The following is a 23,656-nucleotide window of genomic DNA, read 5'->3' as shown; positions in this document are numbered from 1 at the left end:
CCGTAAATCGGTGGCCGCTCGCCGCGATTTTAGGCCCTTTACTAAGCAATACCTACAATATAGCTTCTTGTCGACTAGGTCCGGATTAGTAGCTTAATGTTCGCTAATCTTTCCCCATAAGACAAAAGGGGGAGAGAATGGGGTCGGCCTGGTTTTCGCGGCTGTTGTTGGTCGTGTTTCTTCTTCTATCTTTCTCGCTGCCAGCGGCGGAACTGAGAGTCGCATCCTGGAATATCGAGCGGCTCGGTCACGGCAATCAAAAAAGCTATCCTGCCTTAGCGGAAATCGCCGGTCGCTTCGACTTTTTGGCGATTCAGGAAGTGATGACCGCAGAAGGCATTCAGCGTCTCCAGCGCAAGCTTGAGCAACAGACCGGCGAGCCTTGGGGGTTGTTGTTCAGCGAGCCTTTAGGGCGCAGTACTTATCGCGAAAAGTACGCGTTTCTCTGGCGCGAATCTCGGGTGGAATACGTTGACGGGGCAGTCGTTTATATCGACGATGCCGATGCCTTCGCGCGCGAGCCGTTTAGCGCCCGCTTTGCCGTTAAAGGCAGCGATGTGACGTTTCGTGCCGCGACCGTACATATTGTCTATGGCCGTTATGTTGCCGACCGCACCGAAGAGGTGATAGCGCTCAGAGGATTCTGGGATTGGTTGGTCGAGAACTTCGGTACAGATGATCCGATTATGCTGTTGGGAGATTTCAACCTGGCGCCCGATCACACGGCGTGGGCGCCTCTGCGAGAGGTGGCCGCCCCCCTGATTACCGAGGGAGCGAGTACGCTTTCCAGTCATGACGGTCATTATGCGAATTTGTACGACAACATCTGGCTATCGAAGGGGCACGGGCTGGATGTCTCGGCAAGCGGTGTGTTTCGCTTTCCGGCCCTGTTAGGCTGGACGCACGAGAAGAGTCGGCGCCACGTTAGCGACCACGCGCCGGTCTATCTGCTGCTAGGCGGTGCCGAGCTGGACGCCAGCGAAGCGGTGGTCGGGACGCAATCCTCAGTAGCGGGGCCGATTCGCGGTAACCGCAGCAGCCGTATTTATCACCGACCGGATTGCCCGAGTTACGATACGATTGGCGAGCGTAACCGGGTTGGTTTTCCGGACGAGGCGGCGGCGCTAGCGGCAGGTTATCGCCTTGCCGGTAATTGTCCCGACTAACGTATTTATTGCCCTGGGCTTTCCGGTAAGGGCGGCGAACGTATACGCCGGTAGGGAGCCAGGGCAGCACTTCTTTTCGTTTTTCCATCGGTACCGCTATCATGGCATGTTCGTGAGGGGGTATTCGCTCGCGACGTTCAATGCCTACTTTTTCTCGACAGCCTTGCGAATGCGGTGACCGCGTAGAACGACGGCTAGGGGCGGTTGCGCGAAAAGGAAACGAATGGAACTTTGGTACAGTATTGCTGCCGCTCTCGTCAGTGTCCTGGCGCTGATTGCCTCGGGGCATGTCATTCTGACTAAGCGCGACCCCCGCGCTGCGATGGCCTGGGTCGGCCTGCTGTTTTTGGTTCCGTTACTGGGAGCTATTCTCTATTACCTGTTCGGTATTAATCGCATACGTCATCGGGCGAGTGCGCTCAATCGGCGCTATCTGGAGCGACCCGATCCGGAGTTTGCCTGCACGACGTCCGATTTGATCGAGCCCTTACAGCATGCACCGCATCTAAACGGCCTTGCGGAAGTGACCGAGCGGGTGTCGGTCAGGCCCATGGTGATGGGTAATGCCGTCGACTATTACGTCGATGGCGATCACGCTTATCCGGAGATGCTCGCCGCCATTAACGAAGCCGAAGAGAGCGTGACGCTCGCTACCTATATCTTCGGCAACGATCGTATCGGACAAGCTTTTGCTTTGGCTTTACGGCGTGCGGTGCAGCGAGGCGTCGAGGTGCGGGTGCTCATCGACAACGCCGGGGAGCGTTATACCTGGCCGTCGATGGTAGGCGAGCTTGAGCGAATGGGGGTGCCGGTTGCGCGTTTTTTCCCTAAGCTGCCCGCCCGGCTGATAGGGATGAATCTGCGTAACCATCGGAAATTATTGGTGGTCGATGGGCAGGTTGGCTTTACCGGCGGGATGAATATTCGCGTCAATCATATGCTCGATGCCGGCCGTAGACGAGCGACGCGGGATATCCACTTCAAGTTAAAAGGCCCCATCGTGCGGCAGCTACAAGCCGTCTTTAGCGACGATTGGGGATTTGCCACCGGGGAGTGGTTGGACGGTCCAACCTGGTTTCCCGAGTTGAAGGCCGAGGGTAAGGTCATCGCAAGGGGGCTGCGGGCGGGGCCGGATGAGAATCTTCGTAAGCTCGAATGGGTCATGTTGGCGGCTATTAGTATGGCGCGCCATAACATTCGCATCATGACGCCTTATTTTTTGCCGGACCGACATCTGATCTCGGCGCTTAATCTGGCATCGATGCGGGGCGTTCAGGTCGATATCGTATTGCCGGCCCACAGTAACTTGCCGTTCGTACATTGGGCGATGATGGCGCAGTTGTGGCAAGTGCTGGAATTCGATTGTCGGGTCTGGCTAACGCCGCCGCCTTTCGATCACAGTAAGCTGATGGTGGTCGATGGGACTTGGTCGTTGATCGGTTCCGCGAATTGGGATCCGCGTAGCTTACGTCTTAACTTCGAGTTCAACGTCGAGTGCTATAACGGGCATCTGGCGCAAGCGCTGGAGAAAGAAGTGGACGATCGCATCGCCCATGCGCGGCAGATTACTTTGCAGGATGTCGATAGTCGAAGCTTGCCGGTGCGACTGCGCGATGGCGTTTTCCGTCTTTTTACCCCGTATCTATGACTATACGCCTTGGCAAACGATGCGGAAGCGGTAGGGCCTTCCGCATCGTTTGGCTCCGCTTAGCTGCTTCGCGGTGAGCGTTGTTCCTGCTCGCCGCTCAATTGGCGAGCCATATCGCCGCTAATAGCGCCGGCCACCCAATTTTTCACTTTCCGAGCGTGTTCTTCTTCGCGTTGGTGAGCCTTGCGAAAATCGTCGGCGAGGCCGGTCTGGCCGGCGTTCTCCGCTAAGTCGATCAGCATGCTCCAACCGTCCACATCGGCGCGTTCGGCAATCAGTAAGGCGTGTAGCGCTTCGGGAAGGCTGGTCCGCGGATCGGTGATGGCTTGCATCACGCCGGCGGACTCAACGGCCGCGAGGTCGGCCGAGGGTGTCATGCTGGTAGGGTCCGCGCCTAGGCGTTCCATGGCGTCTGTGACCATTTTGAAGTGTGCCAGCTCCTCGTCGCGAATGTGATTGAGTTCCTCACGGCTAGGCCCGCCGTCCCAACTGCCGACGGTGTCGAACTTCGTGAGGACTGCGTCGTATAGCCTCACGCCGCTACGCTCGAAGGCGAGACGCTCGCCAAGCTTATCGATAAAGACGCTGGGTTTGTTTCCCTTTAGCATCTCTTTGGCGGTGGTGGCGGCACCTTTCATCGAAGCCGGCGGGGGGACGGTGCCGATCACTTCGGCGTCCTGCATGTAGCTTTGCCGGATGCGCGCCATTTCGAGCTGCTCGCCCGGCACCGCCTCGGAGTGCTGTTCCGGAACTGTTTGCAAAATCTCGCGCGCCTGTACCGGTGCTGTGTCCAGCCCGGTCCGGTTGGTACCCGTATCGGTTGGGCGTGTCATGGCTCTAACTCCTTGGCAAGCTGAAACTTAATGAACGGCCCGGCGTTCCGCCAGCTCGGTGCCGGGTTGCCAGATGTAGCCGTCGGCGACGATGGACGATGGGGAACCGTCGCGGTTGTAGTATTCGCGGTATTGCGGGGAGGCTTCGTCAGGCGCAATGTCTTGCGACTGCACGAAGTCGGCGCCGCGAGCGGTGAGGCCGACCTCTTGCGATAGCACGCGGCGAACGAACTCCCGGTGGCTTTTAAAGGCAATCGGCTCGGGAATCTCGCGCGGTAGCATATCGGCCGGATCGCGCTTTTCGACATCCTTGTAGATATCCATGACAAAATGCAGCTGCCCCAGCTCGTAATCGAGCATACGCTCCCAGATGGCCTTTATTCGCGGGTTATCTTCTTGCTGCATGCAGCTGTAGTAACAGTAGGCCTCGGTAGCCTCATGTAGCAGCCATTTTTCCAGCCACGACTCGCCAGGGTCGATGATCGACTCGTACTGGGTAACGTGCTGCTCTTCGATGGAGGCGATCTCTGCATAGAGCTGGCGTGCGACAGGATCGGCGAAGATGGGGCCGACGTTCATGTAATAGTCGCGGGTTTGGTGTTCCGCCGCCATGATCGTCAGGGCGTTTAGTTTCGTGATGGCAGCAGCGGTGTCGCGATCGTAGTGATGACGAAGGTCGTCCATCGGGTCGCGGTGTTCGACTTCAGTGGGGCGTCCCGGTGTGATGTCCGTGTAGGACTGGGTGATGTTATTGGCGTCTTTGCCCTCGACGCGGTCTAACAGAGCCGAGTAGCGATAGAGGTGGTCGAAATCCTCGAGCATGCCGAAACGGTACACCTGAGCGAGGTAGTCGTCTGGCTCTTGTTGAGCAACCGCCGCGGTCACCTCTATCGCAACCTGTTCGTAAGCGACCGTAACCTCCAACGGCGTCTCGTCAGGCGAGAGAAGCCAATTGACTAACGTCTGCTGATGGTGATCGACGCGCCGTACTCGTGCCAGAGGGCCCTGAAGCTCCTTGTTCATACGGGCACACGCGTGCTGGAAGCGAACGGCCTCTTGCTCGATACCGTTCATCAGGATGACGCGCACCCGGGTGAAGGCGTCGTCGTCGAGTTTGCTAATGGGGGCGGGAGTCAGCTCGCGCCATGTAAACCGTTGTTGATCCAGCGGCGTTCCTTTCTCGTCGATGATGTTCAATGCCATGACTAACTCCTAGTCGGCGTTGCCCTGTCCGTGTCGTTCACTCCAAGTTGGGTTAGTGTTTGCTAATAACAAATGCCAAGGGTGGGGAATAAAAACGAACCATCGCGGTTTGGCGGGAATGTGCTTATGAGGTTTTTACCCAGTCGCTATCGTCTGTAGTAATGCATAGCGTCCTGTTTCGCCGTGCGGGGCGGAACCCAGCCTTCCAAACAAATCGTGCGAAGCGCACAATCACCAGCCACCCCAGAAAATAACCGCAACAGAAAAGCCATCCCGCCAAAGCAAGATAAGCAAAAAAGCTTCATCGCGAAGACGATCGGCAGCTCAGGAGGTAGTAGCCGTTGCGGCGCGAAGCGCAGCGCACAGGCTACCGAAGGTGAAGTGCTATTGATTGACCATCAAATAACGGTTAACAAGAGCGAACAGCTCTTCGTCCAATGGCTCGCCCACCACCGCCTGCAATTGCATGTAGGTCAGCAGATACCCGTAGCGCGCGGCGGCTAATTCGCGTTCCGTCTGGAAACGCTCGCGCTGCACGTTCAAGAGATCCAACGTCGTCCGCAAGCCAAGCTCCAGCCCCCGTTGGACGGATTCTTCCATGCTGGTTATCGAGCGCAATGCCTGCTCCAGCGCACGGACCCGCTCCATGTTTGCCAATAGGCCGAGATATGCCGATTCGGCTCCGATAGCCGCTTCGCGTTTAGCGCTAAGAAGTTGATTGTAAGTGACTTCCCGTTGTGCCGACGCGGCGCGTACCTGCGAGCTGATAGCGCCGCCGGTATACAGCGGCACCGATAGTTGAACGCCGATGCTGGCTTGATCGACTTCGACGCTGGTGCCCAAGGTCGGATTGGCTCCGTCGCCTTGGTAAGAGCGGCCGTAGTTAGCGACCAGATCGACTTGCGGTAAACGCTGGGTCCGGCTGCGCCGAATCTCGCTACTGGCTAATTCCAGGCCGGATTGGGCCAGCTGAACCTGCAAGTTATGCTGCTCGGCCAAGGTGGCCCAGGCTTCGGCGTCGGCCGGTTGCGGCGGTTCCGGGTCGAACTCGGCCCCCACGCCGGAAACATGTTCGAACGGTGTCTCGATAATTCTACGTAAGCTTTCGCGGGCGATGCGAAGCTCGCTTTGTGCCGCTACGCGTTGGGCGCGGGCCCCGTCCATACGTGCGCGCGCTTCGTTAACATCGGTAACGGTGCCGGCACCGAGTTCGAAAGCGCGTTCCGAGCGCTGTAGTTGACGCTCGATGGCGCGTACTTCGGCATCGAAGGTGGTTACCGCATCCTGGGCCTCTAATACTCGGAAGTAGCTTTCGGCTACACGTAGCGCAAGTTGTTGTTGTGCCAACCGGTAGTTGATCTCCGCCTGATCGATTACCGACCGGGCTTGGCGTTGACGAATGTAACTATCCGGGCGGAAAAGCGCTTGCGTTAACCCTACGCCGACGGTGTAAGTGTTGTACGACACGCTGTCGTCCGGGATCGGAAAGGGGGGAGCGTCACCCAGGCTTTGATCCTGCCAGATGCGGTTAGCATCGGCCTGTAGGCCGATTTGCGGCAGGATCAGGGAGCGGGCTTGCGGTAACTGTTCGCGGTCCGCTTGCAACTGCTCGCGGGCTGCGGCGATCTGCGGATCATGCTCGCTTGCTAAGCGGAACGCTGTCAGCAGGTCGATACTTTCTGCCTGAACGGGCAGGCTCGATAATATTCCCGCCAGCGCCAGGGTCTTGAGTATCGGGCGCAGTCTCATCGTCGGGTGACTCCTCATCATTACGTGCATCGGCAGTAGCCCGGTTTCGAAGCCGTTCTATGCCATTCTCGGTCAACGAATATACGGCCGGTACGACCACCAGCGTTAGCAGGGTAGAAGTGACCATGCCACCAATAACGGCAACGGCCAGCGGACCGTTAGTGTCGGCGCCGGCGCCTAAACCGGTGGCGGCCGGCAGCAGGGCCAAAATAACGGTTAACGAAGTCATCAGCACCGGGCGCAGGCGAATCGGGCAAGCTTCGCGTAAGGCCTCGTCGATGCCGCGACCGGCGGCGCGCAGTTGATTAGCCATATCGACAAGCAGAATCGAGTTTTTGGCCACCAACCCTACCAGCAGGACCAAGCCTATCATCGAAAAGATGTTTAAGGTATGGCCGGTCAACCAGAGTGCGGCGACCCCTCCGATCATTGCTAGCGGCTGCGCCACCATGATGATAAGCGGCTGAATAAAGGAGTTGAATTGGCTGGCTAGTACCATGTACACCAGTACCGTTGCCAATACGAAGGCGAAGCTGATGTAGGCGGCGGTTTTGGCGAATTCTTCCGCTTGGCCGATGAAGCGGATACCGTACCCTTGCGGGAGCAAGGCCTCGGCTTCTTCGCGGACAAGTTCCATGGCTTCAGCCAACGGAACGTTAGGTGTGCCGAAGAAAGTCGCTCCGTACTGTAGCGAATGACGCCCGATCACAGCCGGCCCCAGCGTCTCTTCCAGCGTGACGACGGAATCGAGACGGACGAGGTCGCCGTTACGATTACGCAGATACAGCCGGCCTAGATCGTCGCTGTGACGAAATTCGCCGTCACGGGCTTTCAGACGAATATCGTAACGATTGCCGTCTCCCGGCAAGTCATTGAACTTGGCGATGTTGGCGCCGCCAGCGAGGACGTAGACGGTGTTCGCGATATCGCGCGTCGAGAGGCCGAGTGCCGCCGCGCGTTCGCGGTCGATCCGTAATTCGACTTGGGGCAGGTCGAGTTGCAGATCGAGGTCGATATTTCCCAAGCGTGGGTCGCTGTTTAATCGGCTGCGGAGCGTTTCTGCGTGTCTGGAAAGTTCTTCTAATTCGGGGCCGCTCAAGACGAATTGCAGCGGCTCTCCGCGCCCCCCGGCAACGAGTGACATGCTAGCCGGCGATGCCTTAACGCCGGGAACCTGCGCCATCTCTTCGCGGACTCTTTGCATAACCGCTTGTTGGTTGGCGCGTCGCTGTTCGCGCGGTACCAGACGTACGAAAATCTGGCCTTCGGTACCGCTGCGGCTGCCTCTGCCGCCACCGACGGTACTGAAGTAGTTTTCCACTTCCGGTTGTTGGGCAACGATCGCTTCCAAGCGTTGCATCCGTCCGTTGGTGTATTCGACGCTGGAGCCGAGCGGCGTGCGCGCGGTGATCACAAAAATGCCTTCATCGTCGTCCGGCAGGAAGGTCTTGCCCGTTTGGGCAAAGAAGAAACCGCTGGAGAGCACGATAAGCGTTGCGGCGCCGACAACGCCCCAACGGTAGCGCAAGGCGAACTCGACAAGGTGTCGGTAACCGCGCTCCAAGCGTCGAAAGCTGCGCTCCAAAAAACCGGCTACCGGGCCCTCGTGCTGTTCCACCTTCAGGTAGCGCGACGCCAACATCGGCGTAAGCGTCATCGCGACGAACCAGGAGACGAGGACGCCCACGGTTACCACGACCCCAAACGAGGCGAAGAACATGCCGATGATGCCGCCAAGGAAAATAACCGGCGCGAAAATGGCAACCAGCGTTAAGGTCGAGGCAAGTACCGGAAAAACGACCTGGCGGGTGCCGTTAATCGCTGCTACTTGAGGGTCCTGTTCGCCTTCTTCTCGATGGCGGTAGATGTTTTCCAGCACAACGATGGCATCGTCCACCACAATGCCGACCAGCAGGAGCAAGGCCAACAAGGTCACCGTGTTCATCGTGTAGCCGAACATATACATTGCCGCGATGGCGCCGAATAGGGATACCGGGATGGCGGTGGCTATGATTGCGGTCGAGCGGAAGCTTTTCAGGAATAGCCAAACGATGAAGGCGGCTAATAAGGTGCCCAGTACCAGATGCTCCTCCAACGCTCGGATCATTTCCAGAATGAAAGAGGAGCTGTCAAAGGCGATGTGGACGGCCATGCCGGGCGGTAATTGAGGCCTGATCTCGCTATCCAAGCGACGTTTGACCTCTTCGATAATTTCTACCGTGTTGGCGTTGGCGATTTTGACGATGCCCAAACCGACGGCCGGTTGCCCGTTGAAGCGGGCGTCGCTGCGGTAATCGGCGAGCCCATCGACGACATCGGCGACATCGTGTAGTCGTACCGGCGAGCCGTCGCGGTAGCTGACCACCATCTGTTCGAGTTCGCGCGTGCTGTGGAACTCCAGGTCGAGTTTGATCATGTGCTCACGGTCGTTGCCGACCAAAAATCCGCCCGGTAGTTGAATGTGCTCGTTCTGGAACGCGTGCATCAAGTCTTGGGCGGTAAGGCCGTACGCGGCCATCCGTTCGGGGGCGAGTTCGACGCGAATGGTGCGCTCGCGCCCGCCGCCGACCCGCACTTCGCCCACGCCTGGGATCGTCTCCAGCCGTTTCGCTATGTCGTTGCGGGCATACTGGTCGAGTTGCTGCAACGTGCGATCACCTTGCAGCGTCAGCCACATGATCGGCTGCGCATTGGTCTCGACTTTGGCGATAGTCGGCGTTTCGGCATCGTCGGGCAATTGATTGGCGACTTCGTTAACCTTGGCCTGAACGTCCAGAAAGGCAGCGTCGATATCCGTGTCGAGGTCGAAGGTAATGATGACCAGGGATGCGCCCGGCGAGGAGCTAGAGGTGATTCTATCGATACCCGGAATGCTGTTGATAGAATTCTCTAGCGTGCTGGTGACCGAGGTATCGATAATCTCAGGGTTGGCGCCCGGTACTAATGTGAGCACGGAGATGACGGGAAATTCGATGGCCGGAAAGCGGTCGACGCCTACCCGCTCAAAGCTGATATAGCCAAACAGCAGCAACACCGCGCTCAGCATAAAGGCGAGGACGGGGCGTTTGATCGATAGTTCGGGCAGGCTCATGGGCGTGCCTCCGCGATGGAGACAAGGGCGCCGTCGGTGAGGAAGCCCGCGCCGTCGAGAGCGATTTTTTGGCCCGCTTCCAAGCCCTTGAGGATTTCGACCAAGCCGTTTTGGTGCCTGCCGATGGTCACTTGGCGAGCAAGGACTCGGTTGCCGTCGACGAGATAAACGGTGTGGCCGGCCGGACGTGTGACTACGGCTGCCTCCGGCACCATGACGCTGCGACGTTGCGCTAGCACGACGGTGCCGCGAACGCTGCCACCGGTGCGCCATTGGCCGGGATTGTCGATCTCGACGATAGCTTCCACTGCGCGCCCGGTGCTTAAGGCCGGCCTGATCTCACGGATTTCGCCGGCGATGCTATCCAGTGGCGTGAACGGGGCCGATAGCCGCACCGGCAAGCCGGGGCTTAACTGCGTCGCAACCGTTTCGGGGAAGGGTAAATGTATGCGCAGCCGATCGCCGCTGACCAGGCGGATGAAGGGTTGTCCGGTTTGAAGAAAATCTCCGACGCCGACATGCCGTTGGTCGACGATGCCGTCAAGCGGGGCGGTAATGACGGTGTTACGCAAATCTCGCTCGGCGGTTTCCAAGCGACTTCGCGCGCCTTGCAGTTGTTCTTGTAGGGCGCGCAGTTCGGCTTGGCTCTCTTCGTACATCGATGCCGAGATGAAATTCTCGTCGAGCATTTGGCGGTGGCGCTCGACTTGTCGCGCGAGGTTATCGGTCAGTGCTTCCAGGCGGCGGACGTCGGCAGCAGCGGCGTTGCGCGCGGAACGGTAGGGTGCATCGTCGATTTTGCCAGCACGCTACCTTGTTCGACGCGATCTCCCGTATCGACATAGAGCGTCGTAATACGGCCGGCGATTTCTGCCGTTAAGGTCGGAATCGCTTGCGACTCGATCCAACCCACCGCGCTATCGGTGATTTCTACGATTCCCGTGCTAGCCGTATGGGTGCTAATACGAGTGCTCGATTCCTGCGGTTCGTCACTGGGTAATTCTTGAGCGGTTTCCTGGGAGGTACATCCGCTTAGGGTGAGTGTCGCGAGTGTCGCGATAAGGAGGCGGCGAAGCATGATAAATTCCTTTTATTTTCCACCGTTGCCCTACTATCCATGGTTTATCTTGCGTGTAGGGAGTATTCCGTCCGTGAGCATGTGGATGACCTTACGGCCATACTCCTGAGGGGAGGGGCGTCGTTGCGTTTTCTCGTCGCTGGTTTTGAGGCGGTCGGAGAGAAAATAGGCCAGATTCCCCCCAACAACAGCATTGCCAAGGTCGTGGGATCTAGATCGCTGCGCAATTTGCCGCGCTGCGCGAGCCTTGCGAGCGATGCGACGAGCAGGTCGAAACGCTCGTCAAGCACGTTGCTGACGAGAGTCGGTTCGTGTTCGGGCTGCGGTTCGATCATCTCTCGCAGGAATAGGCGTGTCGCGTCGCTTTCTTCCAACATGCAGGCGAGTTGATCGCCGGCGTAGCTAGCCAGCAGCTCTTCGACATTGGCACGATCCGGTTGTAAGCGTTCGAGTAGATGGCTGAGATGCTCGGCGGAACTCTCCAGCACCGAGCGGTAAAGTTCCCACTTATTCTCGAAGTGATGAAAAACGTTGGCTTTGCTGACACCGGCGGTGGAGGCGATATCGCGCACCGAGACGCCTTTGAACCCTCGTTCTGCGAATAGTACGGCGGCCGCGGCGATAATGCGCTCCGACGCTTCCGGTACCGGTTCTCTTTGTGTGGCTAATCCCATTGCAGTGCTCCGCTCCCGATTTGTTATTGTTCTGACCGTTTGGTCGGCTGGGATTAGCCAAATGTAGTCGGGAGATTGCTATTTTGCAATGCGGGATAGGGAGGTAAGTTGGGAGCCGCGGCTCGGGCGGTTGCCATCCGCCCGAACGCCGCCATGGCGAAACCGTGGGTGATTGGCTAACGTCCTCCGCTGCGCCCGACTAAGCCGGCGATCAGAGAAATGACGAAGAGGACGACGAAAACGAAGAAAAGGAATTGCGCAATACCTGAAGCCGCAGTCGCTATGCCGCCAAATCCAAAGATGGCCGCGATAATGGCAATCACGAAAAAAGTCAGCGCCCATCCGAGCATGATCTCACTCCTCTATGTCCGCGCAAAGCATTGCCGGATTGTTGAGGAGGTGGGGCTTGCAGCTGTTTTTTCAACGGGTTAGTGCTCCTTCCCAACGGCTGAAGGAGCGTTGAGAGAGCGCTAACCCGTTGTTGCTAGGGCTTACTTGGTATGTTCGATCAAGGCGTACGCGGAGTGGTTATGAATCGATTCGAAATTTTCCGATTCAACTTGGTAGGCCAAGATACGCGCGTCCGCGTTAAGTCGTGCCGCCACATCCCGCACCATATCTTCGACGAATTTAGGGTTGTCGTAGGCGCGTTCGGTAACGTACTTCTCGTCCGGCCGTTTCAACAAGCCGTAGAGTTCGCACGATGCTTCTTCCTCGACCAAATCGATCAGCTCCTCGATCCAGACGAAATCGCGGGTGCGTGCCGAGACGGTGACGTGCGAACGCTGGTTGTGAGCACCGCGCTCCGAAATCTGCTTAGAGCAGGGGCAAAGGCTGGTGACCGGTACCAGCACCTTGATCCATAACTCCGGCTTACCGTCGTGAATCTCGCCGATGAAGCTTACTTCGTAGTCGAGAAGGCTGGAGACCTTGGAGATCGGAGCTTCTTTGCGCACGAAATAGGGGAAACTCATCTCGACGTGGCCAGATTGCGCTTCTAGCCGCTCGGTCATTTCCACCAGGATTTCGTTGAAGCTTTGTACGGTGATTTCGGTATCGTGGCTGTTCAATATTTCCACGAACCGGGACATGTGAGTGCCTTTGAAATCGTGCGGCAAGTTCACATACATGTTGAACATTGCCACCGTGTGCTGCTCGTGCCCGGTGCGGTCTTTCACTCGTACCGGGTGTCGGATGTCCTTAATCCCAACCTTGTTGATTGGAATGCGTCGGGTGTCCGCACGGCTTTGCACGTCCTCGATCGCGACGCGTTCAACAGTGGGTGCCTGTGACATGATCAACGGTCCTCTTTACGGCAGTCGGTCCACCCGCGAATAGGGTTCGGGGGCAGCGGCTACCTTCACGTTAAATCGGTTTTTGCCCTGTAGGAGACACTCTGGTCCGTTTTCTGGTGTCTCTGGCCGTGTGGCATGTCAGCCCTAAGCCAGCACCGCGACGGCCCGCCGCAGGGCAGATGTGGGGCTGTAAATTGTTGAGTAAATTACTCGGATATTAATTCAGCTCGTTACGGATGACAATCTAAATGCTCAATGGTCTCGATTGATAATGTAATGAGCGATCCCCCGCAGCGTGTCGGCTTCCGGCCCAAGCCCTTCCAGGCTTTGCAGGGCGTCGTCGGTAAGTCTTTGCGCCCGTAGCTTGGCTTCATCTAGGCCGAGCAAAGCCGGATAAGTCGGTTTGCCGCGCTCGGCGTCGGCGCCCTGCGTTTTACCGAGGGCCTCGGTATCGCCTTCGACATCGAGGATGTCGTCCTGGATCTGAAAGGCAAGCCCGATGCATTTTGCGTAGCGGTCTAGCTTGTCTTGAGTCGCCGCATCGGCACCGGCGGCTAAGGCGCCTAAGCGAACGCTCGCCCGAATCAGGGCGCCGGTTTTATGGATGTGCATATCTTCCAGTTGTGGGAGGTCGAGCTGCTGGCCGACAGCACCTAAGTCGATGGCTTGGCCGCCTACCATGCCGCGGGAACCCGAGGCCAATGCCAACGTCTCAATCATACGGAGACGAGCTTGGCTGTCGGGAGTGCCCTGCGGATCATGTGCCAACACGTAAAACGCCAGACTTTGCAACGCGTCGCCGACCAGAATTGCCGTCGCTTCGTCGTAAGCCTTATGGCAGGTGGGGCGTCCGCGGCGCAGATCGTCGTCGTCCATGGCCGGCAGGTCGTCGTGGACCAGCGAGTAGGCGTGAATCAGCTCAACGGCGCAGGCCGGCCCGTCAAGGCGCTCTGCGGGGCAATGGAGCGCGGCGCCAACAGCGTAGACCAGAACCGGACGAATACGCTTGCCGCCGGCCAAGGCGCTGTAGCGCATGGCGTCGTGCAACCGGGCCGGATGGGTGCTGGCCGTGGGCAGCCAGTGCTCCAGCACCCGCTCGAAACGGGTGCGGTGTTCCTGTGTCAGGGAAGTGTAAGTGTTATTTTTCATCGGTGCCGAACGGTGCCGTTTCTAGGCCGTCGCCTTTTTTGAGGAGAATCTCGACCTTTTGCTCGGCAGCCTGCAACGCCTGCTGGCAGGAGCGCGTCAGTTCGACGCCGCGCTCAAAGGCTTTGAGTGACTCTTCCAGGCTCAGTTCGCCCTGTTCCATTTTTGAGACCAGGGTTTCCAGTTCCTGCAGGGAGCGTTCGAAGTTGAAGCCTTGCTCGGGGTTCTCAGTCATGGCGGCAACCAGTGGTTACGGGAGGCGCTCACAATAACCTAGCGCCTCTGAACGGGTCAATTTGATAAGCTCGCGCCTATTAGCCGAGCAGGTTACACTGCGTCGCAGCCGGGTAAGCTGCCGACCTAGATGATCCTAGAGCCTCGGCGATGCCAGCCGATTACGACAGTTAGAGAGAGTCGAAACGCTAACATCATGAATACGCGTTATGATGCCGCCGCAATCGAAGTCCTCACGGGTTTGGACCCGGTCCGAAAACGGCCGGGTATGTACACCGACACCACCCGTCCGAATCATTTGGCGCAGGAGGTGATCGACAATAGCGTCGATGAAGCGTTGGCGGGTCACGCCAAGCATATCAATGTGACGTTGTGCCGCGATGGCTCGTTGGAGGTCAGCGACGACGGCCGCGGCATGCCTATCGACGTGCATCCGGAAGAGGGCGTGCCGGGCGTTGAGGTTATCCTCAGCCGGTTACACGCCGGCGGTAAGTTTTCCAACAAAAACTATCAGTTCTCCGGCGGCTTGCACGGGGTCGGCGTCTCCGTCGTCAATGCCTTGTCCAAGCGGCTTGAAGTACGCGTAAAACGCGATGGTGGGGAATACGTCATTGTTTTTGCCGACGGCGAGAAAGTAGCCGACCTCGAGCAGGTCGGTACGGTCGGCAAGCGCAACACCGGGACCACCTTACGGTTTTGGCCGGATGCTAAGTACTTTGACTCGGCGCGCTTTTCGGTGCCGCGGCTCAAGCACGTATTGCGCGCTAAAGCCGTCTTGTGTCCGGGCCTGCGGGTGCGCTTTTTCGACGAGGCCAGCGAGGAAGACGTTTCCTGGTACTACGAGGACGGGCTGCGCGATTATCTCACCACCGCCTTGGCCGATTACGAGTGCTTGCCCGAAGAGCCTTTCGTCGGGCGGATGGAATCGGCGCACGAAGCCGCCGAGTGGGCCGTAACGTGGTTGCCGGAAGGCGGCGAGCCGATTGGCGAGAGCTACGTTAACCTGATTCCTACCGCACAAGGCGGAACCCACGTTAACGGACTGCGCACAGGGCTTACCGAAGCGATCCGCGAGTTCTGCGAGTTTAGGAATTTGCTGCCGCGCGGTGTGCGGCTGACGCCGGACGATGTGTGGGAGCGGATCAGCTATGTGCTGTCGGTAAAACTGGAAGATCCGCAGTTCTCCGGGCAGACCAAAGAGCGTTTGTCGTCGCGCGAGTGCGCAACGTTTGTCTCCGGCGTGGTGAAAGATGCGTTTAGCCTCTGGTTGAATCAGCACGTCGAACCGGCGGAGCAGATCGTTACGCTGGTGATTCAAAGCGCGCAGCGGCGTATGCGGACCAGCAAGAAAGTCGTGCGTAAGCGCGTGACTTCCGGCCCGGCGTTGCCTGGGAAGTTGGCCGATTGTAGTAGCCAAGATCCGGCCCGTTCGGAATTGTTTCTCGTCGAAGGGGATTCCGCCGGCGGTTCGGCAAAGCAGGCCCGGGCGCGCGAACACCAGGCCGTTATGCCGCTGCGGGGCAAGATCCTGAACACCTGGGAGGTCGACCCGGCCGAGGTGATGGCCTCGCAGGAGGTGCACGACATTGCGGTGGCACTTGGCATCGAACCCGGTTCGGAGGATCTAAGCGGGTTGCGTTACGGCAAGGTTTGTATTCTTGCCGACGCCGACCCCGACGGCGCGCATATCGCCACGCTGCTATGCGCTTTGTTCTTACGCCACTTCCCGGCGTTGGTAAAGGCCGGGCACGTCTTCGTCGCTATGCCTCCGCTGTACCGTATCGATGTGGGTAAGCAAACCTTCTACGCCCTGGACGACCACGAGCGCCAAGGGGTGCTGGATCGGATTTCCGCCGAGAAGATTAAAGGCAAAGTGAGCATCACCCGCTTTAAAGGCTTGGGCGAGATGAATCCGCTGCAGTTGCGGGAAACGACCATGGACCCCGATACCCGGCGCCTGGTTCAGCTGGTGGTCGATCCCGAGGACGATACCCACCGCATCATGGACATGTTGCTGGCGAAGAAAGCGAGCCGGGATCGTAAAGCCTGGCTGGAGAGCAAAGGCGATCTCGCCGAGGTTCTGTTATAGCCCGTTCCTAAACCGGATTGATTCAGAGGCACAATGAGCGATTATCAAGGCCTGCAAGAGACGGAGTTCGAGAGCCGTCCCTTAAAAGAATTTACCGAAAAGGCGTACCTCGACTATTCGATGTACGTCATTCTCGATCGCGCTTTGCCGCACATCGGCGATGGGTTGAAGCCAGTGCAGCGGCGCATCGTGTATGCGATGTCCGAGCTGGGGCTGAGCAACCTCGCCAAATACAAAAATCGGCCCGTACGGTCGGCGACGTGCTAGGTAAGTATCATCCGCATGGCGACTCGGCGTGCTACGAGGCTATGGTGTTGATGGCGCAGCCATTTTCTTACCGCTACCCGCTTGTCGACGGGCAGGGTAACTGGGGCTCGCCCGACGATCCAAAATCCTTCGCCGCCATGCGTTATACCGAATCGCGGTTAGCGCCGTACTCGCAGTTGCTGTTAGCCGAGTTGGGCCAAGGGACGGTCGATTGGGGGCCGAACTTCGACGGTACTTTAGAAGAGCCGACGCTCTTGCCGGCGCGAGTGCCGAACGTGCTGCTTAATGGCGGTACCGGTATTGCCGTCGGGATGGCGACCGACATCCCGCCGCATAATCTGCGCGAGGTGGCGGCTGCCTGCATCCGCCTGCTGGAGGAGCCGGAAGCCGATCTCGATGCCGTGTTAGAACATGTGCAGGGCCCGGATTATCCGACTGAAGCGGAGATCATCACCCCACGTGCCGAGTTGCGCAAGCTCTATAGCACCGGCAACGGCGGGGTGCGGATGCGAGCCCGATATCAGCGGGAAGACGGCGATATCGTGATTACCGCGCTGCCGTTCCAAGTCTCCGGCAGCAAGGTGCTCGAGCAGATCGCAGCGCAGATGCAGGCGAAGAAATTGCCGATGGTCGAGGATCTGCGGGATGAGTCGGATCATGAAAATCCGACCCGCCTGGTTGTTGTGCCGCGCTCGAATCGGGTGAACGTCGAGCAGTTGATGAATCACCTGTTCGCGACCACCGATCTTGAGAAGACCTACCGCGTCAATCTCAATATGATCGGCCTTGACGGGCGTCCGCGGGTTCGCGATCTGCGCGAGATTATCTCCGAATGGTTGAGTTTCCGCCGCGAAACCGTCCGGCGCCGTTTGCAGTGGCGATTGGACAAGGTCGAGGCGCGACTGCATATCCTGGAAGGCTTACTGATCGCGTATCTCAACATCGACGAGGTCATTGCGATCATCCGCAACGAGGATAAGCCTAAGCCGGTTTTAATGGAGCGTTTCGGGCTTACCGACACGCAAGCGGAAGCGATCCTCGAACTCAAGCTGCGCCACCTCGCTAAGCTCGAAGAGATGAAGATTCGCGGCGAGCAGGACGAGCTTGAGAAAGAGCGGAAACAACTGCTGGCAACGCTCGGCTCCGAAAAGCGGATGAGCAATTTGATCCGTAAGGAGTTGACGGCGGATGCGGAAAAATACGGCGACGATCGCCGGTCGCCGATCATCGAGCGAGATGCCGCCCGCGCGCTCAACGAGGCGGATTTAGTGCCGAGCGAGCCGGTGACCGTCGTGATCTCCGAGAAAGGTTGGGCGCGCGCGGCTAAAGGCCATGAGGTCGATCCAGCCGGCTTAAATTACCGCGCCGGCGATAAGTATCTTGCCGCTGCGCGCGGGCGAAGCAACCAACAAGCCGTATTTTTAGACTCGACGGGGCGCAGCTATTCGCTGGCCGCGCATACTCTGCCTTCCGCACGGGGGCAGGGCGAACCGCTGACCGGGCGCTTGACACCGCCTGCCGGGGCAGCGTTCGAGGCCGTCCTGCTGGGCGATCCGCAAGCGCTGTATCTATTGGCTTCCGATCGCGGCTACGGGTTCGTCACTGCGCTTGGCGATATGCATGCGAAAAACCGCGCCGGTAAGTTGGTATTGAATCTTAGCACCGGCGATAAAGTCTTGCCGCCGGCGCCCATCTACGACCTGGAGCAAGATCGCCTGGTTGCCGTCTCCAGTGCGGGATATCTGTTGGTCTTCCCGACCCAAGAGTTGCCGAGGCTGGCTAAGGGGAAAGGCAACAAGATTATCGGAATTCCCGCCGAGCGGTTAAAAAAGGGCGAGGAGCGTCTGGTGGGCTTGGTCTCGGTGCCGCGGGAAAACGGCGTGCAGTTGCAGGCCGGTAAGCGGGTATTAAACCTTAAACCGTCCGATCTGGACGTTTACGAAGCCGCTCGCGGGCGCCGTGGCACCTTGCTGCCGCGTGGCTTTCAGCGTGTCGACGGGGTGTTGGTGCTCGCGTAAGCGCTGAGGCTCCGGTTGTAAGCCGGCCAAGAAGAAGAACTTTTTGGTCTAAGGCATACTCTAAAGATGCGGTTGGCCGTCAACGACGGCGGTGGTAATTCGAAAGGGGGTGTGCGAATGCACCGTATAGGTTTGTTTGTTGCTACGAACCTGGCGATTCTGATCCTGCTCGGGATCATGCTCAACCTCGCGGAGCCCTTGCTTGGGGTGCGGCTGAACACCGGCTTTATCCTGGTTATGGCTGCAATATTCGGTATGGGCGGGTCGTTCATTTCGCTGTTGATGTCGAAGGCGACCGCGAAGCGTTTTACCGGCGCGAGAGTCATCGAGCGACCGCAAAATGCGACCGAGCAATGGTTGCTAGAGACCGTGCGTCGGCAAGCGCAGCAGGCCGGCATCGGGATGCCCGAAGTGGCTATTTATCCGGCGCCGGAAGTTAACGCGTTTGCGACCGGCGCCAATAAAAACGATGCGTTGGTGGCGGTAAGTGTGGGCTTGTTGAACAGCATGAGCAGGGACGAAGCGGAAGCGGTCCTTGGTCATGAAGTAAGCCACGTTGCGAATGGCGATATGGTGACGCTGGCCCTGATTCAGGGCGTGTTGAATACCTTCGTCATCGTACTGTCGCGAGTTATCGGCCATTTAGTGGACCGAGTCGTGTTCAAGAACGAGCGCGGCCATGGTCCGGGCTTTTGGTTGACGATGATTTTGCCCAGGTGGTGTTGGGCGCGCTGGCGACCATTATCGTGATGTGGTTCTCCCGGTGGCGGGAGTTCCGGGCCGATGTCGGCGGCGCCCAGTTGGCCGGGCGGGAGAAAATGATCGCTGCCTTGCAACGGCTAAAAGGCAACAGCGAAGCGGCGAAACTGCCGGATCAGATGGAGGCTTACGGTATCTTCGGTATGCGGGGTACCGGGTTGCAGCGCTTGTTTATGTCCCACCCGCCTTTGGACGAGCGGATTGCCGCATTACAGCGCGGCGGCCTGCGCTAAGACGAATAACGGCAGCCTCTTTGGAGGCTGCCGTTACGTTGGCATGCTAAGCTAGCGTCGGTTTAGATCACCATACCGGAGAAGTCATAGTGCATCTCCGTTTCCGGTTCCTGTAGAAAATCTCCCTGCACAAAATCGGCATCGAACTGCCAAATTTTTGCCAAGCTGCTGATGTCGTCCAGATAACCGGCGATGACTTTTCGATTCATGGAATGGGCCGTCTCGATCGTTTGCTGAACCAGTTCCTGCGTCTCTTCGTTGTCAGGGAGCGTTTGCGTCAAGGTCCGATCGAGTTTTAAATAATCGGCCGGCAAGTGCTTGAGCAATTGGAAAGAGTTCAAACCGCTGCCGAAACGGTCGAGGGAGAAGCCGCATTGTAAGGCTTTTAAGCCGCGGAAGGTTTCCTTGGCTTGGTTCAGTTGCGTCACGGCAACCGATTCGTTGATCTGAAACACCAAGTGTTGGCCGCTTACGCCATGTCGTTTCAGCTGTTGATCGACAAATTTCAGAAACTGCTTGTTATCGGCAAGCGTGGCGCCGGAGATTTTCACGAGCAGCAAGGTGTCGTGGTCTGCCGCCAGGCGTTTTGCCAAGGTTTGAATAGCATGTTCGGCAACCCAGCGATCGATATCGGCCGTTAGCTTGAGCTCTTCGGCCTGCGGCATGAAGTTGGCCGGCTCTATGGTGTTACCGTTGTCGCCGCGTAGCCGTACTCTTACCTCGTAACGTTCTCGGTGGTCGCCTTTCAAGCTGGCTACCGGCTGATAAACGAGGAAAAAGTCGCCGTCGTCGATAGCGGCACGGAGGTGCTGACGCAAATCCGAACCGTCGCCGTCTTCAGCGCCGGTTGCGTAGAGTTCAACCTTGTTGCCGCCGCCGGCGCGGGCAGCTTCGGCGGCTTGTTGCGCCTCGTTCACCGTGTGATGGGCGCTATAGCCGGAGTCGCCGAGCATGCTGATGCCGATGCTGCACGTGGTTGTCACGGTGCGTCCGTTGGTTTCCGCAACGTGCTCTTCGATACGTTGTCGGATAGCCTCGGCAAGCGCAATCGTCTCGTGCACGCCTTTGTCGGCAACAAGCACGGTAAATACCTCGTCGGCGAAGCGGGCGCTGACCCCTTCCTGACCGACTTCCGTCGCTACCAGTTGACCGAATTGGCCGATTGCGGCGTCGACGGCGGTAATGCCGGCCGATTGGCGCAACCGGTCCAAGTTGTCGAGGTGGATATAGAGCAGACCGTGACTGCCCTCGCCGTCGAGGGTTTGCGCGATCGTCTTCTCCAGTTGCTCAAGGAAATAGGTGCGGTTGTATAAGCCTGTGAGTACGTCTTGTTTACTTAGCGTATCGAGCTGCTCGGCGAGCTGGCGGTCGACCGTACCGGTATCGCGAAGAAGGATCTGCGTACAGGGTTCGCCGTCGATGCTGGCGGGGGAGAAAGCCATGCGTACCGCAACGGGGTCCTGGTCCGGGCCCTGCATGCTAAGCTCAAGTTCGTTATTGTCGGCTTTCCCTTTTTGATACTGACGCAGGAATGTTTTCAGCTCGGCTTGATAGGTCGGGGTCACCATGTCCAGCAGCGGCATCCCTTCGATATCGTCTAACTCAGCGTAAGCGAACTTCTCCAAGTAGGCAGGGTTAGCATAAATGTGCATCCCTTCGTGGACGTAAGCGATAGGGTCGCGAGAGCTGTCGAGCAGCGTATAACAGCGACGCTCGGTTTCTCTTAAGGAGGCTTCGAGCCGCCGCAGGCGGCGACGGTCCTTGAGGTGTTTTAACTCTCGGGCGACGACAAGTTGCAGATGGTCGAGATCATGCTTGCTAATCAAGTCGGCAGCGCCGAGTTTGAGCGCTTCAAGTCGGGTAGCGTTGTCGTCCCGGTCGCTAACCGCAAGAATGGGGATGTCCTTACCGGACTGATGCACAATGTGTTGAGCGGACTCTAATGGCAGGCCCTCGAACTCAACGGCATACAAAAACAGCTCGAAGCCTTTGCGATCAAGTTCTTGGCGTAAATCCTCTTCGTCTTCGATCCGGGTGGCGCGAACTGCGTGCCCCGCGTTGCGTAGCACGCTGATGAGCATTTCTGCATCGTTGAGCGATTCTTCTGCGATGAGAAGGCGGAGAATATCGTCCTCTTGATGACCCATATCTTCCTCATTTCAAGCCAGCGCTCGGCCTGTCAGAATCAGAGCACTCCCCACCAGTGCATCTTGTTTTTTAGCCCGAGGTGGATCTTTATTTCTACGGCATTTTGCCGCCACAACGTCGTAAGGCACGGAAAGCGAAGGGTTCCTTTACCATCGCGTTCGTTTTAGCCGTCGTCGCTCTTGGCGCGATCCGGCCGTGCCTTGCCTGTGGTGACGGCGGTTTCCTTGGACGCGGTCGAAGCCGGAGCCCGAAACGCATACTGCGAAAACAAGCCGTCCGACTCAACCTCGTCGAGTAATGTTACCTCTGTTTGGCCCTCAAGGCTCTTTAAGAGTACCTGACGTTGGGGGGTATAACCTAGGCGGGGCGTTACCAGTGTTGGCGTGCCGTGGACATCGTAGGGATTTAATAAGATAAGCGAGCGATTAGGTGGCTGGGCCGTGCGATTACGGGATAGCGGCCAAGTGATGGCAGGAACCGGATCGGCCCCGAGCACATGAACGCCGATTCTTAAACCGTGGCGATCCGAGAACCGCGCCCATTTGATCGTCGCCAACTCCCACTTCGGCGCCCCGTCTATGCGCTGCTTAAGCGCGATGATGTCGCCGATTTGTACTTTGATCGGCTGTTTGAGGTCGGCGTGCAGGCAATAACCGCGTTCGCAGGTGTTGACGATTCGCCAGCGGCTTACGAGCGGAGGTGAGTTTTTCTCGCTGATAGCGTCGGTGTGCCTTGACGGCGACGATGGCGATGAGCGGCGGTGTTTGACGGCCGCCTTGGGCGGCGGCGTTTGAAACCGCATCGAAGCGCCGGTAAGCCGATCGTCCAAACCGTTGACAAAAGATAAATGTCGATTGGCTTGTAGTAGTCCGGTGACGGCGTGCAGTTGTCCGTCAGCCGGTTGTCGGGTAGGGCGAGCCATGACCGCGAAGCTTACTTTCTCAAGCAAACAAGCGTCCGCGGGGCGTTCTTCAGGTTGCCAGAATCGCCACCGGGGGCGACGCGGTTGTAGGTATTTTTCCAGTTCGGGCTTGAGTGCATCGGTTGATAGAAGGTAGACACGGCCGGCTGCGGAGGGTTGCCCGGTCACCGGAGTGGGCGGGATGTCGGAACCGGTATCGACCCAGAGCTTGGCCCGCAGTAGCGGGGTGCCCGGTTCCGGTGCGAGCTGCAAGTAATTCGCCCAACGTGCTAGCGATCGGTACAACTGGCGGGTGCCTTCGGGCGCCAAACCGTAGGGGTGGGCGGCGGCGAAGAGTAAGATATGTTTATAGCACCGAGAAACGGTGGTTTTACCGTTTGGGCTCTCCGGTTCCTCGACGTTCCTCTCCGTCAGCTGCTCGCTGTCGGCCAATTGATAAAGTGTATGAATGCGTCGCCACAAGCCGGGGGGTGGATCCTGAAACGTTGCGTAAGACTCCATGAGTAGCAGCCCGGAGTAGTGAAGACTGCGGGCAATCGCAATGGCTAGGGTGCGTAGGTTGAGGGTCTTCTCGCCCTGCAGCTTCTCAAGGCTGAATGTATGGTAACAGCGGGCTGTTTCTCGAAGTAGAGCCTGTACGAGGGTAACGGTGGCCGTGGCGTTACGCGGTAGCGGGAATTCGGCGGAGACGATATGTGGTTGCAAGCCCTCTACGGTGTATTTGACGTGCGGCCGTAATAGCTCGATGCAGGCAAAGCGTTTGGCTGGCGGTAGCTTGCTTTGACGCAGCTGAATGAGCGCTGCGTGGAGTAAGTGGGCCGTTCGGTGTAGGTCGGCAACGGGCAGCTCGGCGAGCCAACGGCGCAGTCGTCTGCGCTGCCATTGCGGAGGTAACTCCGGTGCGGGGTTTGCAGGTTGCTGGGGTCGCCGGTCCGTATCCATGGCTGAAGCAATCATCCCGTTCGTCCTTGTATTTGTATTTATGGTGTAACAGCATGAGGCGGAACGGCCATCCCGGCAGGGGAGGCCGCTGCGCGGCCTGTGCGTCGTTAGTTTCTCTCTGTTGTCTTTTGACTATAGCGAATCCCGCGGGAATTGCAGAA

General features: G+C 58.2%; 16 protein-coding genes and 2 pseudogenes. 5 read left to right on the top strand and 13 right to left on the bottom strand.

Translation table 11 applies throughout. From position 1 onward, the window contains the following. The first annotated feature begins 137 nt into the window (after window positions 1–137). A complete protein-coding gene (locus tag CAI21_RS02805) occupies window positions 138–1,166 on the top strand; it encodes an endonuclease/exonuclease/phosphatase family protein (RefSeq protein WP_116300893.1) in 1,029 nt (342 codons plus the stop codon). A 223-nt stretch (window positions 1,167–1,389) separates the two neighbouring features. Next, a complete protein-coding gene (cls, locus tag CAI21_RS02800) occupies window positions 1,390–2,814 on the top strand; it encodes a cardiolipin synthase (RefSeq protein WP_116300892.1) in 1,425 nt (474 codons plus the stop codon). Window positions 2,815–2,873: 59 nt separating this feature from the next. Here cls and CAI21_RS02795 read toward each other — a convergent pair whose 3' ends face one another. The 11 genes from CAI21_RS02795 to CAI21_RS02745 all read right to left on the bottom strand — a co-directional run bounded on the left by CAI21_RS02795 (window position 2,874) and on the right by CAI21_RS02745 (window position 14,118). Then, the gene (locus CAI21_RS02795) at window positions 2,874–3,647 is read right to left on the bottom strand and encodes a ferritin-like domain-containing protein (protein ID WP_116300891.1); all 774 of its coding nucleotides are present in this window, start codon (window positions 3,645–3,647) and stop codon (window positions 2,874–2,876) included. Window positions 3,648–3,674: 27 nt separating this feature from the next. Further along, window positions 3,675–4,850, bottom strand: coding sequence for a hypothetical protein (locus CAI21_RS02790; protein ID WP_116300890.1), 1,176 nt, complete (start codon window positions 4,848–4,850; stop codon window positions 3,675–3,677). A gap of 384 nt (window positions 4,851–5,234) precedes the next feature. Then, the gene (locus CAI21_RS02785; RefSeq protein ID WP_181919232.1) at window positions 5,235–6,599 is read right to left on the bottom strand and encodes a TolC family outer membrane protein; all 1,365 of its coding nucleotides are present in this window, start codon (window positions 6,597–6,599) and stop codon (window positions 5,235–5,237) included. Beyond that, entirely contained in the window at window positions 6,484–9,690 is a 3,207-nt protein-coding gene (locus CAI21_RS02780) for an efflux RND transporter permease subunit (protein WP_116300888.1), read from the bottom strand. Before CAI21_RS02780 ends, CAI21_RS02785 begins: the two co-directional genes overlap by 116 nt. After that, window positions 9,687–10,430, bottom strand: coding sequence for an efflux RND transporter periplasmic adaptor subunit (locus tag CAI21_RS02775; RefSeq protein ID WP_258868895.1), 744 nt, complete (start codon window positions 10,428–10,430; stop codon window positions 9,687–9,689). Before CAI21_RS02775 ends, CAI21_RS02780 begins: the two co-directional genes overlap by 4 nt. Then, window positions 10,418–10,768, bottom strand: coding sequence for a biotin/lipoyl-binding protein (locus CAI21_RS02770; protein ID WP_116300886.1), 351 nt, complete (start codon window positions 10,766–10,768; stop codon window positions 10,418–10,420). The genes CAI21_RS02775 and CAI21_RS02770 overlap by 13 nt, the downstream gene beginning before the upstream one ends. A gap of 44 nt (window positions 10,769–10,812) precedes the next feature. Continuing rightward, window positions 10,813–11,442, bottom strand: a complete 630-nt coding sequence (locus CAI21_RS02765) for a TetR/AcrR family transcriptional regulator (RefSeq protein ID WP_116300885.1) — start codon at window positions 11,440–11,442, stop codon at window positions 10,813–10,815. A gap of 176 nt (window positions 11,443–11,618) precedes the next feature. Next, window positions 11,619–11,792, bottom strand: a complete 174-nt coding sequence (locus CAI21_RS02760; RefSeq protein WP_116300884.1) for a DUF1328 domain-containing protein — start codon at window positions 11,790–11,792, stop codon at window positions 11,619–11,621. Window positions 11,793–11,933: 141 nt separating this feature from the next. Continuing rightward, a complete protein-coding gene (gene folE2 / locus CAI21_RS02755; RefSeq protein ID WP_116300883.1) occupies window positions 11,934–12,737 on the bottom strand; it encodes a GTP cyclohydrolase FolE2 in 804 nt (267 codons plus the stop codon). A gap of 252 nt (window positions 12,738–12,989) precedes the next feature. Next, window positions 12,990–13,886: a (2E,6E)-farnesyl diphosphate synthase gene (gene ispA, locus CAI21_RS02750; RefSeq protein ID WP_116300882.1), complete on the bottom strand. Its 897-nt coding sequence runs from the start codon at window positions 13,884–13,886 to the stop codon at window positions 12,990–12,992. Then, window positions 13,876–14,118 carry an exodeoxyribonuclease VII small subunit gene (locus tag CAI21_RS02745; protein WP_116300881.1) on the bottom strand — a complete coding sequence of 81 codons (243 nt, stop codon included), beginning with the start codon at window positions 14,116–14,118 and terminating at the stop codon, window positions 13,876–13,878. The genes ispA and CAI21_RS02745 overlap by 11 nt, the downstream gene beginning before the upstream one ends. 195 nt (window positions 14,119–14,313) lie before the next feature. Here CAI21_RS02745 and parE point away from each other — a divergent pair, with 195 nt between their 5' ends. From parE to htpX, 3 genes and pseudogenes are all read left to right on the top strand, one after another. Then, window positions 14,314–16,206, top strand: coding sequence for a DNA topoisomerase IV subunit B (gene parE / locus CAI21_RS02740; protein ID WP_116300880.1), 1,893 nt, complete (start codon window positions 14,314–14,316; stop codon window positions 16,204–16,206). Between the two features lie 33 nt (window positions 16,207–16,239). Beyond that, window positions 16,240–18,491, top strand: a pseudogene (gene parC, locus CAI21_RS02735) (DNA topoisomerase IV subunit A). A 117-nt stretch (window positions 18,492–18,608) separates the two neighbouring features. Then, window positions 18,609–19,483, top strand: a pseudogene (gene htpX / locus CAI21_RS02730) (protease HtpX). Between the two features lie 62 nt (window positions 19,484–19,545). On the opposite strand, the gene CAI21_RS02725 reads toward htpX, so the two are convergent. Together CAI21_RS02725 and CAI21_RS02720 are read right to left on the bottom strand one after the other, a co-directional pair. Beyond that, window positions 19,546–21,630, bottom strand: a complete 2,085-nt coding sequence (locus tag CAI21_RS02725; protein WP_116300879.1) for an EAL domain-containing response regulator — start codon at window positions 21,628–21,630, stop codon at window positions 19,546–19,548. A gap of 164 nt (window positions 21,631–21,794) precedes the next feature. Beyond that, window positions 21,795–23,510, bottom strand: a complete 1,716-nt coding sequence (locus CAI21_RS02720) for a hypothetical protein (protein WP_116300878.1) — start codon at window positions 23,508–23,510, stop codon at window positions 21,795–21,797. Window positions 23,511–23,656 lie beyond the last annotated feature (146 nt).

This window comes from Alkalilimnicola ehrlichii (genome assembly GCF_003399765.1).
GTDB lineage: Bacteria > Pseudomonadota > Gammaproteobacteria > Nitrococcales > AK92 > AK92.
Note: the sequence above shows the minus strand (reverse complement) of the source record. Positions and strands in the feature narration are given on the sequence as shown.